Source organism: Lacrimispora xylanolytica, from assembly GCF_026723765.1.
Lineage (GTDB): Bacteria > Bacillota > Clostridia > Lachnospirales > Lachnospiraceae > Lacrimispora > Lacrimispora xylanolytica.
The window spans coordinates 439,063-453,517 of sequence record NZ_CP113524.1; the positions used below are offsets into that span (position 1 = coordinate 439,063).

Genomic DNA, 14,455 nt, shown 5'->3' on the forward strand with positions numbered 1-14,455 from the left:
TATAAAAAAGACAAAGGAGATACGATGGGATTATTTGATAAACTAACAAAGAAATTTTCCAATACCACAACCGTTTACACTCCTGTTCACGGGGAAGTGATCTCTCTTAAAGATATCGCAGACGGCATATTTTCGGAAGGGATTCTGGGGCAAGGGGTTGGCATTAAACCGTTGGAAGGCGTTGTATATGCACCCTTTGATGGAAAGGTAGTTCAGATCGCAGACACCAAGCATGCCATCTGCATCGAGAATCATGCTGGCGTACAGCTCATGATCCATGTAGGACTGGACACGGTCAATATGGAAGGGAATGGATTTGAGCAGCAGGTAAAGGTTGGCGATACGGTAACCGGTGGTCAGCAGATCATGACATTTTCCATAGATGAGATTCAGAAAGCAGGATACCCTACAACTGCAGTGGTGGTGATTTTAAATTCCAATGATTACAGCTCCATTGAAATATTAGGGGAAGGTCATATGACCAAGGCAGACAAGCTAATTCAGATTTCATAAGAGAATATATTTTTTAAGGCCAGGGAAGCAAAGGAATGTTTCCCTGGCCTTTCTTTAGGCAATCTCATAATGCGATGGTACGTCGAATCAGGGAGAAAGTTCGCTATTGACATGGGACAGGTTAACAGATAGGATAAAAGCAATAAAGAGTCATGACAGCATGAGTGTTATACCACAATCAAATACATATTTTTCAGTTTTTGACTGATACTGGCTTATAAAGCGATTACTGTGAAAAAGGAGAACGAATATGGAAACATTTGATTCAAAAAGCTTAAATGAGCTCTTGCGCATGCAAAAAGAGTTCTATCATAAGGGCCATACCCATAGCATTTCCTTCCGAATCAAGCAGCTGATAAAGCTGAGAGCGGCCCTTCACCGATATGAGGATGCCATTAAAGAGGCATTGTATCAGGATTTGGGAAAAGGGGAGTTTGAAGCCTATGTAACGGAAATCGGATTTATTTACCACAGCATCGGCTATATGATGAAGAACCTTCGTAAATGGGCCAGGCCAGAAGCCGTAAAAACGCCCCTCCACCTTCAGCCTTCCAAAAGCTATATTTTAAATGAGCCATATGGAACCGTACTGATTATTGGACCATTTAACTATCCGTTTCAGCTCCTGATCGAACCGTTAATCGGCGCCATAGCAGGGGGAAACTGTGTTATCTTAAAGCCATCGGAGCATACCCCTCACCTGTCTTCCGTCATAGAAAAGCTTCTTGGTGAAACATTTCACAAGTCATACATTCGTGTGGTCCAGGGAGGCGTAGAGGAGACCTCACTACTCATTCATGCGCCTATGGATTATATCTTTTTTACCGGCAGCCCAGGCGTGGGGAAAATTGTCATGGAAGCGGCAGCTAAAAATCTGGTTCCAGTAACCCTGGAGCTTGGAGGAAAAAGTCCTGTCATTGTGGATTCCACGGCCAACTTAGACCTGGCTGCGAAACGAATTATCTGGGGGAAATTCTTAAACGCGGGACAGACCTGCATTGCGCCGGATTACGTTTTGGTAGAGGAAGGGGTAAGGGATGAGCTGGTTCAGAAGATGAAAGCCGTCCTTTTGAATTTCTTTGGCAGCTCCCCTTTAAGATCCAAAGATTTTGGCAGAATCGTAAATGAAAAGCAGTTTGACCGTCTTGTCTCCATTCTTAATAAGGACAGGGTCCATATTCTTCATGGGGGACATTATAAGAGGGAAAAGCTGTTTATTGAACCGACCCTGACAGAGGCGGTTTCCTGGGACAACGCTGTGATGAAGGACGAGCTATTCGGGCCGATTCTTCCCATTATGACCTACAAATCTCTGGATAAGGCAATCAGAATGATACTTGAACACCAAAAGCCATTAGCCCTTTATCTCTTTACCAGAAATAAACGGGTGGAACGGAAGGTATTTGCCCAGGTTTCCTTTGGCGGAGGTTGTGTCAATGATACCATTTCCCATGTGGCGAATCATCATCTTCCTTTTGGAGGAGTAGGAAATTCGGGAATGGGAGCTTATCATGGAAAATACAGCTTTGATTTATTTACCCATAAGAAAAGTATCATGAAGAAAAGCACTCTTCTGGAAACTGGTCTTACCTTTCCGCCGTATAGGAATAGGCTGAATCTGATTAAAAGGATATTAAAATAACAGGAAAATAATTACGAATGCGGGAGGTCAAGCTTATGCTTACGATTTATGACTGGTTTGGCTATGAATTACCAATTAAAGAACGGTATCGGCTCATCAAGGAGGCTGGTTTTGACGGCGTTCTTTTATGGTGGAGTGAAGACTTTGGCAGGAATTATTACCTTGACGCACCAGAGATGGCCCGGGAAGCCGGTCTCTTTATAGAGAACATCCACACCCCGGTCCAAAATCAGGATCACATCTGGCTTGATAATCTGGACGGGGAAGCGTTGACGGACTGTTATTTAAAATGCATTTCAGATTGTGCAGAATTTAAGATTCCCACCATGGTGGTGCATCTGCCCGATGAGAATAAACCTTATAATCAGCTGGGACTGGGCCGGATTAGGAGAATGGCTGAGAAGGCAGAAAGGCTGGAGGTCAATGTGGCCCTTGAGAATTTACGGAACCTTTCGAATCTATCCTATATTCTAAAACAGGTGGATTCTCCCCGCATCGGATTTTGCTATGACTGCGGCCATCACTACCATTACTATCCGGATGTGGACTTGTTGTCCATGTATGGGCCGCGGTTAATGGCTCTTCATTTACATGACGATAATGGAAGCCATGGCATGCATGGGATACCCTTTGATGGCTCCATTGACTGGGCAGTTGCCATGAAAAATATAGAAAAGACCGGGTATCAAGGCCCCACAGCCATTGAGTCCATGGGTTGGGATTACGAACATTTAACCGCCAGAGAATATTTACATAGGGCTTATGAAAGCGGAAAACGGCTGGAGGCGTTCAGAGAATAAAATTTTAAAAATAAAAATTTAATCTGGTACTTGACAAAAAAAGTAGTTGTAACTATAATGGTTACATGAGGTGGTGCAAATGAAAATCAGTAGCCGGTTCACAGTAGCGGTTCATATATTGTCTCTCATTTCCATTCAAAAGAATGTGTTATGCACTTCTGAATGGATTGCCGGAAGCGTGAATACCAATCCGGTGGTAATCCGAAGGATTATGGGAATGCTGAAAAAGGCAGGCATGGTCAGTGTTACCTCTGGAACGGGAGGAGCCTCTTTGATCAGGAATTTAAATGAGATCACCCTCCTTGATGTTTACAAAGCTGTGGAGGTCGTAGAGGAAGGGGAGCTGTTTCAGTTTCAGGAGAACCCCAACCCCGATTGCCCGGTAGGAGCAAATATCCAGGGAGTTTTAGAACTGATACTAATCAGTGCCCAGGAAGCCATGGAGCGGGTTCTAAAAGAAGTGACCATGGAAGAGCTTGTGAATCATTTAAGTAAGAAAATTGAATCTTAAAAAGTTCAATTTTTTTTAACTCATAGTTGTAACTGCGTAAGTTACAACGAAACAACAGATATGTTAATTGCTTCATTTATAATAGATAGGAGATGAATGGATATGAAGCTGAAAGTAAAGGTGTACTCAGATTACGTCTGCCCCTTTTGCTATTTAGGGAAAGACCAATTTGAAAAAGCAATAAAAGGAAAAGAAGTGGATGTGGAGTGGCTGCCTTACGAACTGCGCCCAAGACCCTCTGAGCAGCTGGACCCGGCAAATGAACCAGATAAATTACAATTATGGGACAATGCCATAACCCCCAGAGCAAAGGCCTGGAACATTGACATGAAGCTTCCCAATGTTTCCCCTCATCCTTACACAGACCTTGCACATCAGGGATTTCTATATGCCAGGGACATGGGAAAGGGAGCAGATTACAATCAACGGGTATTTAATGCCTTTTACCAGGAAGATAAAAATATTGGTGAGATAGATGTTTTGGCAAAGCTTGCAGCAGAGACAGGACTTGATGAGGCAGAGTTTAAGGAAGCATTGCTATCAGGAAAGTACCAAAAGGCCCATAAGCAGGCATTGAAACATGCTTATGAAGAGGCCCAGATCACAAGCATTCCTACATTTTTGATTGGGGAAGAGCGGATAGAAGGTGCTGCCAGCAAAGAGGTTTTTGAACAGGTAATAGAGAGTGAATTAAAGAAAATAAAATTTTAGGAGGTAATTATTATGAAAATAGGAATCATTGGTGCTACAGGTAAAGCAGGAAACCTTATTACAAAAGAAGCGTTGGGCCGAGGCCATGACGTGACCGCAATTGTAAGAAATGCTTCAAAGGTGAAAGATACTACGATACATGTTCTGGAGAAAGATGTTTTTGATTTGGAGAAAAGTGATTTAGAGGGCTTTGATGTTGTTGTGAATGCATTTAATGCAGCGCCCGGAGAAGAGAACCTTCATATCACAGCTGGGAAAAAGCTTATCAGCATATTTGAGAATGCAGGAGATACCAGATTAATCGTAGTGGGCGGAGCAGGAAGTCTGTTTGTAGATGAGGATAAGACCCTTCGTCTTATTGAGACTCCTGATTTCCCGGAAGCATACGTTCCAACGGCGAAGAATATGTTAAGCAATTTATTGGATTTACAAAATACCAAGGGACTGGATTGGACTTATATCAGCCCATCTGCATTCTTTGATTTTCAGGGCCCGAGAACTGGAAAATATGTAGCTGGAAAAGATAATCTTCTGGCCAATTCCAAGGGAGACAGCTATATAAGCTATGCAGATTATGCCATTGCGGTAGTAGATGAAATAGAACAGCCAAAGCATAGGAGAGAACGTTTTACAGTTGGATCAGCAGACTGATCGGCAGCAGATATGCGGTGATGTTTTTAGAAGCTTCTCATAGTAATTTCTGAAAAATAATAAAAGCAGTCTTCTTTGAGGTTTACGATATGTGAACTGAATCGGGAGGCTGCTTTTACATCCCTATGAGCAGATAGGGAATCTGGTAAGCTTACTTTTGGGTTAATTTAAGAGTGAGAATAAGGAGGCAATATGATAAAATCATGGATAATAGTACAAACTAAATGGTATATTGCTGAAGCTATTTATTTAGGCATGATATAAGCTTTGGCATAAATTATGGAAAATGTGAACAACTAGATGTGAATGATAAATAAATGTGGAAGAATTTCTTTTGCAAATTTCTTTCGTCATTCTATGGAGGAATTATTATGGAGCTATCACCAGAGCAGTGTAAGGAGCTGCTAAAAACATTAAAAGCCAGATTTGAAAAAAATATAGCTTATCATAAAGGGATCGCATGGGAGCTGGTACAGGAAAAGCTGGAAGCAAAATCAGATAAACTCTGGTCACTATATGAGATGGAAAGAACCGGTGGTGAACCGGATGTTGTAGGTTATGATGATGCTACTGGAGAATACACATTTATAGACTGCTCGTCAGAAAGTCCGAAAGGCCGCCGAAGTGTATGCTACGACAGGGAGGCCTTAGAATCAAGGAAAGAACATAAACCGGAGACCAGCGCCGTTGATATGGCAAATTCCATGGGCATAGAGCTTTTAACGGAGGCTCAATATCGGGAACTTCAAACACTTGGAAGCTTTGATTTAAAAACCAGCAGCTGGGTGAAAACCCCGGATTCCATAAGGAAACTGGGAGGTGCTGTTTTTTGTGACCGCCGCTATGATACCGTGTTTTTATATCATAATGGGGCAGATTCATATTATGGTGTCAGAGGCTTTCGAGGTATTTTAAGGGTTTAATGAAAGAGTTTCTGAAAAAAAGATGGTCAAAATAAGATGCGATTGAAAAGCAGGCACCTAAGAATGCCTGCTTTTTCTTTTATCAAATGATGCCTTTATCACACTTAAACATTTGGGTTATAATACTGACCTCTCTTTTCCGTTTTATTTCCATATTGAATGGCCCCAACCGGGCAGCGGTGTAAGCATGCCATGCATTTTGTGCAGTCTTTTCCCCATGTAGGATATTTATTTTTTAGCAGAATGTTTTTGGTTGGACAAATTCTTTCGCATAAACCGCAGGAGATACAATTACTTTTAACATGAAATTTTTTGGTTCCTAAACAAAAGCGATTAAAATAAGGATTAAAGATATAAGTTCTAAACCAGGGAAGGCTGCCGCTATAGCAGTCGAATGTATCCTTTGTTTTGTTGGTGATAAGACTGCTGATATCTTCGACTCTCTGTTTTGCCTGCTCCAGCTTTTTATCTTTCAACTCTTTTCTATCTAAATCATAATCAATAACATAATTATTGGGCATAAAGACAGAAAAGCCACTGTTTAGCTTGATATTTCTTTTTAGCAGGTTTGCTGACAATACGTTCATGGTCAGGCCTGCATGGTCTCCGCACGTACAGACGGAATATGTATAGTAGTCATTACGATTGGTGATTACAAGATTATTTATAAACTCCGATACTATTTTAGGAGGTGCCCAGGCATAGACTGGAAATACAAAGCCAAGCATTTCATCCTGCTTTAAGGTATATGAGAACGGCCCACGCTTTTCTTCCATAAGCTTGGGAATAAACAATATTTGATCGTCTTGAAGTTCAGCCAGCTTCTTTGCCACCCATAAGCTGTTCCCAGTACCAGAAAAATAAAATATCATACTTCTCTCTCCTTTAAATATCCATGTTTTAGTGTTACTATAATTGAGAGGCCCTGACATAATATTATATATTAAAGCTGCATGTTACAAGTACGCACATTTTTGTGCCCGCAAAATATTATATTGAGGTGGTTAAAATGGATACCAGTGATTGGTACGATGGCTCATGTGAGCTGGTTAATGCTTTTAATTATATTTGCAAGAAATGGAGACTCCCCATTCTGTGGTATTTATCTCAAGGGAATTTTCGGTATTATGAGCTAAAGAGGCAGCTTTGCGGTATTACTAATATTATGTTAACCCGCTCTTTGCAGGATTTAGAGAGCCATGGAATGATCTGGAGAAAACAGTACTCTGAAAATCCACCGCACGTGGAATATGGATTAACAGACCAGGGGAATAAAATTATTCCGGTGCTGAAAGTCCTGGAAGAATGGGGAGAAATGCAAGTGGAATTTGAAAAAAGAGTTAGTTCATAGACTTAATATACCATTCGTGCTCAAAGGAAGCTGTGATAATGAAAAAAATACTTGTAATTGACGATGAGGCTGCAATCAGAGATTTGATAGAACTTATTTTAAAAAGAGAAAACTACCAGGTGAAAACAGCAGAAAATGGCACCTTGGGACTGAAGGAGCTTGGCACCTTTCAGCCAGACCTGGTGATTCTTGATTTAATGCTGCCGGACTATTCCGGCTACGATTTATGCCGGGAAATTGTAAAGACCTCTACCATTCCAGTCATCATGTTATCGGCAAAGAATGAAATCATTGACAAGGTGCTTGGTCTTGAGCTTGGGGCGGAAGATTATATGACAAAACCCTTTGATAACAGGGAACTTATCGCTAGAATCAAGGTGGTACTAAGAAGGTATGACACAAGCGACCAGAACTTAAATAACTCTATGAGTCCAGTTCGACATAAAAATCTGGAGATTGATTTTGATACGAAACGAGTATTAAAAGGGGAAAGTCAGATTGCTCTCACTGCGAAAGAATATAAAATACTTGAAACCCTATCCAAAAGACCGAAGAAGATATTCACCAGAGACGAGCTGTTAGAAATCGTATGGGGATATGATTTTTCCGGTGACAGCCGTAGTGTGGATATGACAATTATGCGCCTTAGAAAGAAGCTGGAAGATGATACGGAGAACCCAAGATATGTGAAGACCGTCTACGGATTCGGTTATCAGTTTGGAGGTGAAGCCGATTGAAATATGCAACCAGGCTTCTCCTGAGTATTTTGTTTTTCTCTATTCTATCCTTCTCCATTATTATTTATTGGGTAAATAAAGCCATTGACCATTATAGCTTTGTCACCATAGAAAAGCAGCTTATGGAAAAGGCAGATATGTGTGAGCTCTCGTTTCGAGAAGTACTTACAAGGTATGATAAAACTGCAAACGAGCCTGATTCTTCCCAGGTAGCAAAAGATGTCTTACAGGTTTTAAAGGCTTCTGGAAGAGAGGTAAGAATCTATGATAGCAACCAGAAGCTTCTTGGGCTGGCTGAAAATGGAACGCCAGTCTATAACGGTTCTCCTAAGATTTTTGAGGAAAATATCAGTAAGGCCCTAAAAGGGAATTACTCTTACACGGTCACGGATCAGGGATTAATATATTTTGCAATCCCTATTCAAAATAAATACTATGAGAATGCTTATGTATTTGAAATCGTTGAGGATATCTCATATTTTTACGAAATTATGGAGAAAATCCGCTCCATCTTAATCTTCGGAGCCGTCGGTTTTATTATTCTTATGACAGGTTCAAGCGTATTCATTGCCCGAAGGACCACAAAGCCCATCAAGTACCTTCTTGGGGCAACCGAGAAGTTCTCCAGGCAGCAATTTGACCAGGTATCGTTAAACCGAAAGGACGAGCTTGGAAATCTGGCAGAAGGACTGAATCAGATGGGAATGAAATTAAATGACTATATTCAGTACCAGAAGCAATTTGTTTCCAATGTATCCCATGAGTTAAAGACCCCTCTTGCTGCAATCCGCGGATTCTCCCAATATTTATATGAAGGAGAACAGGAAGATGAAGAATTAAAAAAGGTTTATTCTCATCTATTAAATGAATCAGACCGCTTGACAAAGCTAATCCAGGAACTGCTCATTCTCTCCAAGTTTGACAAGGCTGCTCCGGAGCTTCAAATAGAAAAGGAAGATGTATCCCAATTAACGTTACAGGTAATAGAAGATATGAAATCAAAAGCGGTGAAAAAAGACGTACTGATAAAATGGAAGTTAGACAGGGAAATTTATGTGAATGGTAATAAAACACTTATTACACATGCAATCGCAAATGTTGTGGATAATGCAATAAAATATTCGAATGCCGGTGGACAGGTGATAGCAGAGACATTTATTTCAGATAATAAAGCAGTCATAAAAATCAGCGACCAGGGAATCGGAATTCATCAACATGAAATTGCACTGGTACAGGAACGTTTTTACCGGGCAGGAAATTCTAACTTTGCGAATGGTTCCGGGCTTGGACTTTCTCTTTGTAAGGAGATTGTGGAAAAATTTAATGGGCAGCTTATGATTGAGAGTGAGATTGGTGTGGGGACCAGTGTTTCCATTGTGCTGCCTTTGGCATAGTGGGATAATGAAAGACGTTAGAATTATGGTATATCTTAATCGTTACGGTCAGACCGATTGGAATTTGCCAGTTAGGAGGAACAATATTACCGTAGTCTAATAACTTTATCACTCATTTTCTTTATAATATATCATAATTACCTCAACTATCATGCCTATAGCAATTACTAAAACGATGTCCCAGGCTTCGGATTTAATGACGTTCCACCAGGTATCGTGAGTGGCATGTTTTTCTGCAAGCAACAATGACACGATGATAGAAAAATAAATCCAAAAACTAATAAACTTATCACTTATTTTTTTCATATAATTATAATTCTCCTGTGCGTTGCGTTTAATGAAAGCTTTATGCAGCTGCATAACTTCTGTTATTAATTAAATTGTTATTTGCCAGTATTTTTATTTTTCTTGAAATAGATTAGTGATACTGTGATATTAATAACAGATGTAACACAGATCAACCACAAAGAGATTATCGCTATCTCTTGAGATGTATCTATCAGAGCGGGCCAATCTTTTAATTTTACTAAACAGCTAGTGCTAAAAAGCTGTGCGCAAATCGAAGTGGTACAGGATACAAAACTAGACACTGTAATAACGGTATAAATCGGATAGTTGATTTTTTTCCATAAAAGTAGGATTATTAATGGGAACAGCAATGCAGAGAACCCTGAAATAATACTTATTAAGTTATATATTTCTATCACTGCAAATCCTCCTCTCTAAGCTAAAAAGGTTAGTATTATTATAGCTGACACTTAAGGGAATGTCATTAAAGAATAAATGATGGCTGGTAATTGAGGTGGTACAATGTATCTGGAACAGAAATGAATCTTATCAATATAGTGATTAATCAATAACCATTATATCATGAAATGGAATTGGTTAATATAATCATGAAAATGGGGGCGTAACTAATATGAAAAGAATATCAATATTAGCAGAGACAGACAGGTTAATCTTGAGAAGGTATGAGGAAGACGATTTACAGGATTTATATGAATATTTGTCAAATCCTAAGGTTGTAGAATATGAACCATATAAGACCAAGACTTTAAAAGAGACCGAAGATAATTTAAAGTGGAGAGTCTCATCAGATGAAATGATAGCTGTAGAGTTAAAGTCTGCTGGTAAGATGATTGGTAATGTATATTTAGGGAAACGTGATTTTGAATCATTGGAAATAGGGTATGTTTTTAATGAGGATTATTGGAACAAGGGATATGCAAAGGAAAGCTGTCAAAAGCTTATGGAACTGGTATTTCAAAAAGGGGTACATAGAATTTACGCGGAATGCGATCCTGACAACCAAGCATCGTGGAGATTATTGGAGAGTATGGACTTTACCCGGGAAGGGTATTTGAAGAAAAATGTGTATTTTTGGAAGGATGGCGATGGTAAGCCAATATGGAAAGATACTTTTATCTATTCAAAACTAAAGTAAGAGGATTAAGTGAGTCTGGTTTACATAAGCATATACCCGTAAGATGCTAATACAAAAAATAATATTGACAGCTAGTACAATTATCTATATCCTTTAAATAAAGTAGCTTTCAGGGAAAAAAGACAGAGTTCAAATGGCATGAGACATACGGAGGTAAACGATATGGTTTTACTGGTTGTTGATACACAAAAATTACTTGTTAATGATCAATTATATAATTTTAATGCCTTTACGAAAAATATTGAAAATTTAATAAGTGCTGCAAGAAAAAACAATATGGAAGTCGTTTACGTGGTACACGATAATGGAAAAGGAAGCAGTCTGACCAAGGGCGAGGAAGGATTTGAGGTTTATGAAGATTTCAAACCCCTGGAACAGGAAAAAATATTTACGAAAGAAGTTAATAGCTCCTTTAGAGGAACCGGTCTCTTAGAATATTTAAAAGATAAAAATGAGAAAGAAATTATTGTGGTAGGGCTTCAAACCGATAAATGTATTGATGCCACGGTCAAATGTGGTTTTGAGCATGGATTCCATATGATAGTGCCGGCTTACGCTAATTCCACCATTGATAATGAATATTTAAGTGGGGAAAATAGTTATAAGTATCATAATGAATTCATGTGGAATGAGAGATATGCAGAATGCATTTCCTTAGATGAAGTAATTAAGAAAATAAAGAATCATAACACAATCGAATCATAGCAAACATAGACTACTAGCTGCCTAAATAAGTTAGTAGTTTTTTATTAATCAAAGCAGTAAATGAATAGGATTATAATGCTATATAATAACAGAGGGTAATTATGATTCTGACAGTGAGGATGAAATGAGCCAATGGCATAACAATTTTAAAAATGGAGCTGTTTAACATGGTATTTAAAGAGTTCGGAACTATCAATGCACCCACAATTATTTTACTTCATGGCGGTGGTCTGTCCTATTGGTCCTGGGAAAGTGTTATATCTTTATTAACGCCTGAATTTCATGTTGTTACTCCTATTCTTGACGGATACGGCGAAAATGCCAATAAGACATTTTTAAGTATAGAAAATTCCGCAGACCAAGTGATAAACTATGTGAAAGAACAATGCAACGGACATGTATTTGCAATCGGCGGATTATCCATTGGTGCACAAATTGTTACTGAAGTTCTATCCCAAAATGCAAATATCTCAGATTTTGCCGTCATAGAAAGCGCCTTGGTCTGTCCCATAAGGGGAACCAGATTATTAGCAGTTCCCATATGCAAGCTTAGCTATAAGCTGATTACAAAGCGTTGGTTTTCAAAACTACAGGCAAAGCAGCTATGTGTTCCCAATGCGCTGTTTGAACGATATTATACCGAAAGTATAGTAATATCAAAACAGACCTTAGTAAATACAATACTAAGCAATGGGACATACAAAATGAAAGAAGAAATCAAGAAAACATCAGCAAAAGTTCTTGTTATCGTTGGAGAAAAAGAAATTACCGTCATGCAAAAATCAGCGCTAATGCTACACCGGGCAATACCAAACAGTCATCGATACATTGCACCAAGCATGAAACATGGTGAATTAAGCCTTACGCAGCCGAAACAATACGTCGAGCAGCTGAGGCAATTGTTTTCTCAATGACTGGCCGTATAAAGGAGGTTAATTTGAAATCGTTCCATGACTATTTTGATTGTGTCCCCTATTTAGAGTCCCAACGATTGATTCTTCGCCCATTTTCACGCCTCGACATGGCGGAATATTTTGATATCTTAAGGGATGATCAAGTGCAAAAATATCTTGGAGGCGGAGTACCTCTTTTTGATAAGGAGCCTCATATATCAAATTGGTTAAATAATATAAATGGCAGGCTGTTAAAAAGTAAGACCGTTTTTACCTGGTGTGTGGAAGAAAAAAGTACAGGAAAAATAGCTGGAAGAGTGGACTTGGGAGGATTTCAAAAGAAGACCATGGCAGAAATATCGTATCATTTCGGTAGAAGCTTTTGGGGATATGGAGTTGCTACAGAGGTAGTAGAAAAAGTCACATCATTTGGCCTTGAGAATCTAAACTTACAGCGTATACAAGGTTTAGTCCGGGTAGAGAATACAGCTTCAATTCATGTACTTGAAAAGAATGGTTATAAAAAGGAAGGGGTATTGCATTGCTACCCATTTGGCAAGGAATTTCATACGGTTGTAATGATGGCGATAGTTTCTCCCAAACTCGATGAATAGAAAATAAAAGGAGGATACTACAAGTGAATGTATATGAGTGAACACCAGCCGGAAAAGAACTTTAACTACATGAAATGCCATTTAATAATGTTAATTGTGAGCTGCAAGATTTTAAGGGATTTCAAATTACACAGGAAATTCGAATTTGACTAAGTATAATGTACATTGAGAACTTAATATTGATAGTTAGTAACATTTATGGTATTCTTTTCAAAAATATAAATTGAACGATAGGAGGTATCATTCGTGAAATGGAACAGTACCTTATATGATAAGTCGCATTCTTTTGTATCGGAGTATGGATATGATTTAATTACCTATCTTCCTTCTGATAAGAACCAATGTATACTGGATCTTGGCTGTGGAACAGGGGATTTAACAAAGAAACTCAGTGAAATTTGTAATGAGGTTATTGGAATTGATGGTTCAGAAGAAATGATTGAAGCCGCAAAAATAAAGTACCCTCATCTGAATTTCCAAGTCATGAATGCTTGTTTAATACCATGGGAAAGTAAATTTGATATTATTTTTTCAAACGCCGTATTTCATTGGATTCCGGATCAAGAAATACTTCTGAAAAGAATTTATAGTGCCCTTAAGGACGGAGGAAGTCTTATTAGTGAATTTGGAGCGTATGGAAATATATCAGCGATTGAATCGGCCTATAGTTCTGTTGTACCATCATATAAAAGTCCTTTTTATTTTCCAACGGTTGAATCATATTCTGTTGTACTAAAGAAAGCAGGCTTTAGTATACAAAAAATTTATGACTATGATAGACCCACGCCATTGTCTGATGGAAAGTATGGTTTACGAAAATGGATGAAACAATTTTTTTCAAATGACTTATCATCTTATAATAACCTGGAACAAGAGAATATTCTTAAAGACGTTGAAAGTTTATTGGAAAACCAACTGTTTGATGGAGAAAAATGGGTGGCAGATTACAGGAGAATTCGGGTAATTGTATCAAAATAAGGTGTTCCAAGTTACACGTAGTCTTTGCCTTAAATGGGTTTTGTCTTTATAAATATAGTAAGATACCCACAAAATCAAATATGTAAAGAAACGACTAACTATCAGTATAAAGCTGGTAATTATTAGAATTAATCTGATCGGTTTATTGCATTTTATTAAAATATTCTAGAGTGTTACATAAGTAATGCAGATGCTAAATGACTTTTTGAAAATCAATCATCATCTTCACTATAATTAAAATAATTTTTTATATATTAATACTGGTAATTCTTTTTCAAAGAAAGAAAGTTGTTCAACTAAGGTGATGAAATGTGGTGTCCTAGTATGACGCTGTAAAGCTTCCATATCTTTGTAGCAAGTCATAATGCAAATCTTACTGTAATGAAGGACGGCGAACATTGGTTTCATACGAATGAACAAATTGCCTTTTTAGACAATTGGATGAAAAAAGCAATCAATCATGAATATACTCGGTTGATATCTCTTTAACATCTAACTATCAGTATAAAGCTGGTATTTTTATTATTCTCAGAATGAAGTGAGCAAGTTGAATGGTGTTCTATTCAAGGAGACTATTCAAAATAAAAG

General features: G+C 38.4%; 17 protein-coding genes. 15 read left to right on the forward strand and 2 right to left on the reverse strand.

Annotation, left to right across the window (positions count from 1 at the left end; genetic code table 11):
• Positions 1-24: 24 nt before the first annotated feature.
• The 7 genes from OW255_RS02135 to OW255_RS02165 all read left to right on the forward strand — a co-directional run bounded on the left by OW255_RS02135 (position 25) and on the right by OW255_RS02165 (position 5,751).
• Entirely contained in the window at positions 25-513 is a 489-nt protein-coding gene (locus tag OW255_RS02135) for a PTS sugar transporter subunit IIA (RefSeq protein ID WP_268115467.1), read from the forward strand.
• Between the two features lie 250 nt (positions 514-763).
• Positions 764-2,155 carry an aldehyde dehydrogenase gene (locus OW255_RS02140; RefSeq protein WP_268115468.1) on the forward strand — a complete coding sequence of 464 codons (1,392 nt, stop codon included), beginning with the start codon at positions 764-766 and terminating at the stop codon, positions 2,153-2,155.
• Between the two features lie 35 nt (positions 2,156-2,190).
• Positions 2,191-2,955 carry a sugar phosphate isomerase/epimerase family protein gene (locus tag OW255_RS02145; RefSeq protein WP_268115469.1) on the forward strand — a complete coding sequence of 255 codons (765 nt, stop codon included), beginning with the start codon at positions 2,191-2,193 and terminating at the stop codon, positions 2,953-2,955.
• A gap of 79 nt (positions 2,956-3,034) precedes the next feature.
• A complete protein-coding gene (locus OW255_RS02150) occupies positions 3,035-3,466 on the forward strand; it encodes an Rrf2 family transcriptional regulator (protein WP_268115470.1) in 432 nt (143 codons plus the stop codon).
• 102 nt (positions 3,467-3,568) lie between these two features.
• A complete protein-coding gene (locus OW255_RS02155) occupies positions 3,569-4,177 on the forward strand; it encodes a DsbA family oxidoreductase (protein WP_268115471.1) in 609 nt (202 codons plus the stop codon).
• 12 nt (positions 4,178-4,189) lie between these two features.
• Entirely contained in the window at positions 4,190-4,828 is a 639-nt protein-coding gene (locus tag OW255_RS02160) for an NAD(P)-dependent oxidoreductase (protein WP_268115472.1), read from the forward strand.
• Between the two features lie 371 nt (positions 4,829-5,199).
• Positions 5,200-5,751 (forward strand): DUF4256 domain-containing protein, encoded by a 552-nt coding sequence (locus OW255_RS02165; protein ID WP_268115473.1) that lies wholly within the window; start codon positions 5,200-5,202, stop codon positions 5,749-5,751.
• 104 nt (positions 5,752-5,855) lie between these two features.
• Here OW255_RS02165 and OW255_RS02170 read toward each other — a convergent pair whose 3' ends face one another.
• A complete protein-coding gene (locus OW255_RS02170; protein WP_268115474.1) occupies positions 5,856-6,623 on the reverse strand; it encodes an EFR1 family ferrodoxin in 768 nt (255 codons plus the stop codon).
• 137 nt (positions 6,624-6,760) lie between these two features.
• Between OW255_RS02170 and OW255_RS02175 the strand changes: the two genes are divergently transcribed.
• Genes OW255_RS02175 through OW255_RS02185 form a run of 3 tightly spaced genes read left to right on the forward strand, consistent with a single transcriptional unit; the run spans position 6,761 to position 9,233 of the window.
• Entirely contained in the window at positions 6,761-7,102 is a 342-nt protein-coding gene (locus tag OW255_RS02175; RefSeq protein ID WP_024837538.1) for a winged helix-turn-helix transcriptional regulator, read from the forward strand.
• Between the two features lie 38 nt (positions 7,103-7,140).
• The gene (locus OW255_RS02180) at positions 7,141-7,839 is read left to right on the forward strand and encodes a response regulator transcription factor (RefSeq protein ID WP_268115475.1); all 699 of its coding nucleotides are present in this window, start codon (positions 7,141-7,143) and stop codon (positions 7,837-7,839) included.
• Positions 7,836-9,233 carry a sensor histidine kinase gene (locus OW255_RS02185; RefSeq protein ID WP_268115476.1) on the forward strand — a complete coding sequence of 466 codons (1,398 nt, stop codon included), beginning with the start codon at positions 7,836-7,838 and terminating at the stop codon, positions 9,231-9,233. The genes OW255_RS02180 and OW255_RS02185 overlap by 4 nt, the downstream gene beginning before the upstream one ends.
• A gap of 108 nt (positions 9,234-9,341) precedes the next feature.
• Here OW255_RS02185 and OW255_RS02190 read toward each other — a convergent pair whose 3' ends face one another.
• Positions 9,342-9,539, reverse strand: a complete 198-nt coding sequence (locus OW255_RS02190; RefSeq protein ID WP_268115477.1) for a hypothetical protein — start codon at positions 9,537-9,539, stop codon at positions 9,342-9,344.
• A 613-nt stretch (positions 9,540-10,152) separates the two neighbouring features.
• Between OW255_RS02190 and OW255_RS02195 the strand changes: the two genes are divergently transcribed.
• From OW255_RS02195 to OW255_RS02215, 5 genes are all read left to right on the forward strand, one after another.
• Entirely contained in the window at positions 10,153-10,677 is a 525-nt protein-coding gene (locus OW255_RS02195; protein ID WP_268115478.1) for a GNAT family N-acetyltransferase, read from the forward strand.
• 162 nt (positions 10,678-10,839) lie between these two features.
• On the forward strand, positions 10,840-11,382 hold the full coding sequence (locus OW255_RS02200; RefSeq protein WP_268115479.1) for a cysteine hydrolase family protein: 543 nt from the start codon (positions 10,840-10,842) through the stop codon (positions 11,380-11,382).
• Between the two features lie 167 nt (positions 11,383-11,549).
• A complete protein-coding gene (locus OW255_RS02205) occupies positions 11,550-12,296 on the forward strand; it encodes an alpha/beta fold hydrolase (RefSeq protein ID WP_268115480.1) in 747 nt (248 codons plus the stop codon).
• 23 nt (positions 12,297-12,319) lie between these two features.
• Positions 12,320-12,889: a GNAT family N-acetyltransferase gene (locus tag OW255_RS02210; protein WP_268115481.1), complete on the forward strand. Its 570-nt coding sequence runs from the start codon at positions 12,320-12,322 to the stop codon at positions 12,887-12,889.
• Positions 12,890-13,135: 246 nt separating this feature from the next.
• Positions 13,136-13,867: a class I SAM-dependent methyltransferase gene (locus tag OW255_RS02215; protein ID WP_268115482.1), complete on the forward strand. Its 732-nt coding sequence runs from the start codon at positions 13,136-13,138 to the stop codon at positions 13,865-13,867.
• Positions 13,868-14,455 lie beyond the last annotated feature (588 nt).

Excerpts from the sequence above, each read along its gene's own strand:
- OW255_RS02135 (WP_268115467.1), top strand. The coding sequence starts at position 25 with ATGGGATTATTTGATAAACTAACAAAGAAATTTTCCAATACCACAACC.
- OW255_RS02140 (WP_268115468.1), top strand. The coding sequence starts at position 764 with ATGGAAACATTTGATTCAAAAAGCTTAAATGAGCTCTTGCGCATGCAA.
- OW255_RS02145 (WP_268115469.1), top strand. The coding sequence starts at position 2,191 with ATGCTTACGATTTATGACTGGTTTGGCTATGAATTACCAATTAAAGAA.
- OW255_RS02150 (WP_268115470.1), top strand. The coding sequence starts at position 3,035 with ATGAAAATCAGTAGCCGGTTCACAGTAGCGGTTCATATATTGTCTCTC.
- OW255_RS02155 (WP_268115471.1), top strand. The coding sequence starts at position 3,569 with ATGAAGCTGAAAGTAAAGGTGTACTCAGATTACGTCTGCCCCTTTTGC.
- OW255_RS02160 (WP_268115472.1), top strand. The coding sequence starts at position 4,190 with ATGAAAATAGGAATCATTGGTGCTACAGGTAAAGCAGGAAACCTTATT.
- OW255_RS02165 (WP_268115473.1), top strand. The coding sequence starts at position 5,200 with ATGGAGCTATCACCAGAGCAGTGTAAGGAGCTGCTAAAAACATTAAAA.
- OW255_RS02170 (WP_268115474.1), bottom strand. The coding sequence starts at position 6,623 with ATGATATTTTATTTTTCTGGTACTGGGAACAGCTTATGGGTGGCAAAG.
- OW255_RS02175 (WP_024837538.1), top strand. The coding sequence starts at position 6,761 with ATGGATACCAGTGATTGGTACGATGGCTCATGTGAGCTGGTTAATGCT.
- OW255_RS02180 (WP_268115475.1), top strand. The coding sequence starts at position 7,141 with ATGAAAAAAATACTTGTAATTGACGATGAGGCTGCAATCAGAGATTTG.
- OW255_RS02190 (WP_268115477.1), bottom strand. The coding sequence starts at position 9,539 with ATGAAAAAAATAAGTGATAAGTTTATTAGTTTTTGGATTTATTTTTCT.
- OW255_RS02195 (WP_268115478.1), top strand. The coding sequence starts at position 10,153 with ATGAAAAGAATATCAATATTAGCAGAGACAGACAGGTTAATCTTGAGA.
- OW255_RS02200 (WP_268115479.1), top strand. The coding sequence starts at position 10,840 with ATGGTTTTACTGGTTGTTGATACACAAAAATTACTTGTTAATGATCAA.
- OW255_RS02205 (WP_268115480.1), top strand. The coding sequence starts at position 11,550 with ATGGTATTTAAAGAGTTCGGAACTATCAATGCACCCACAATTATTTTA.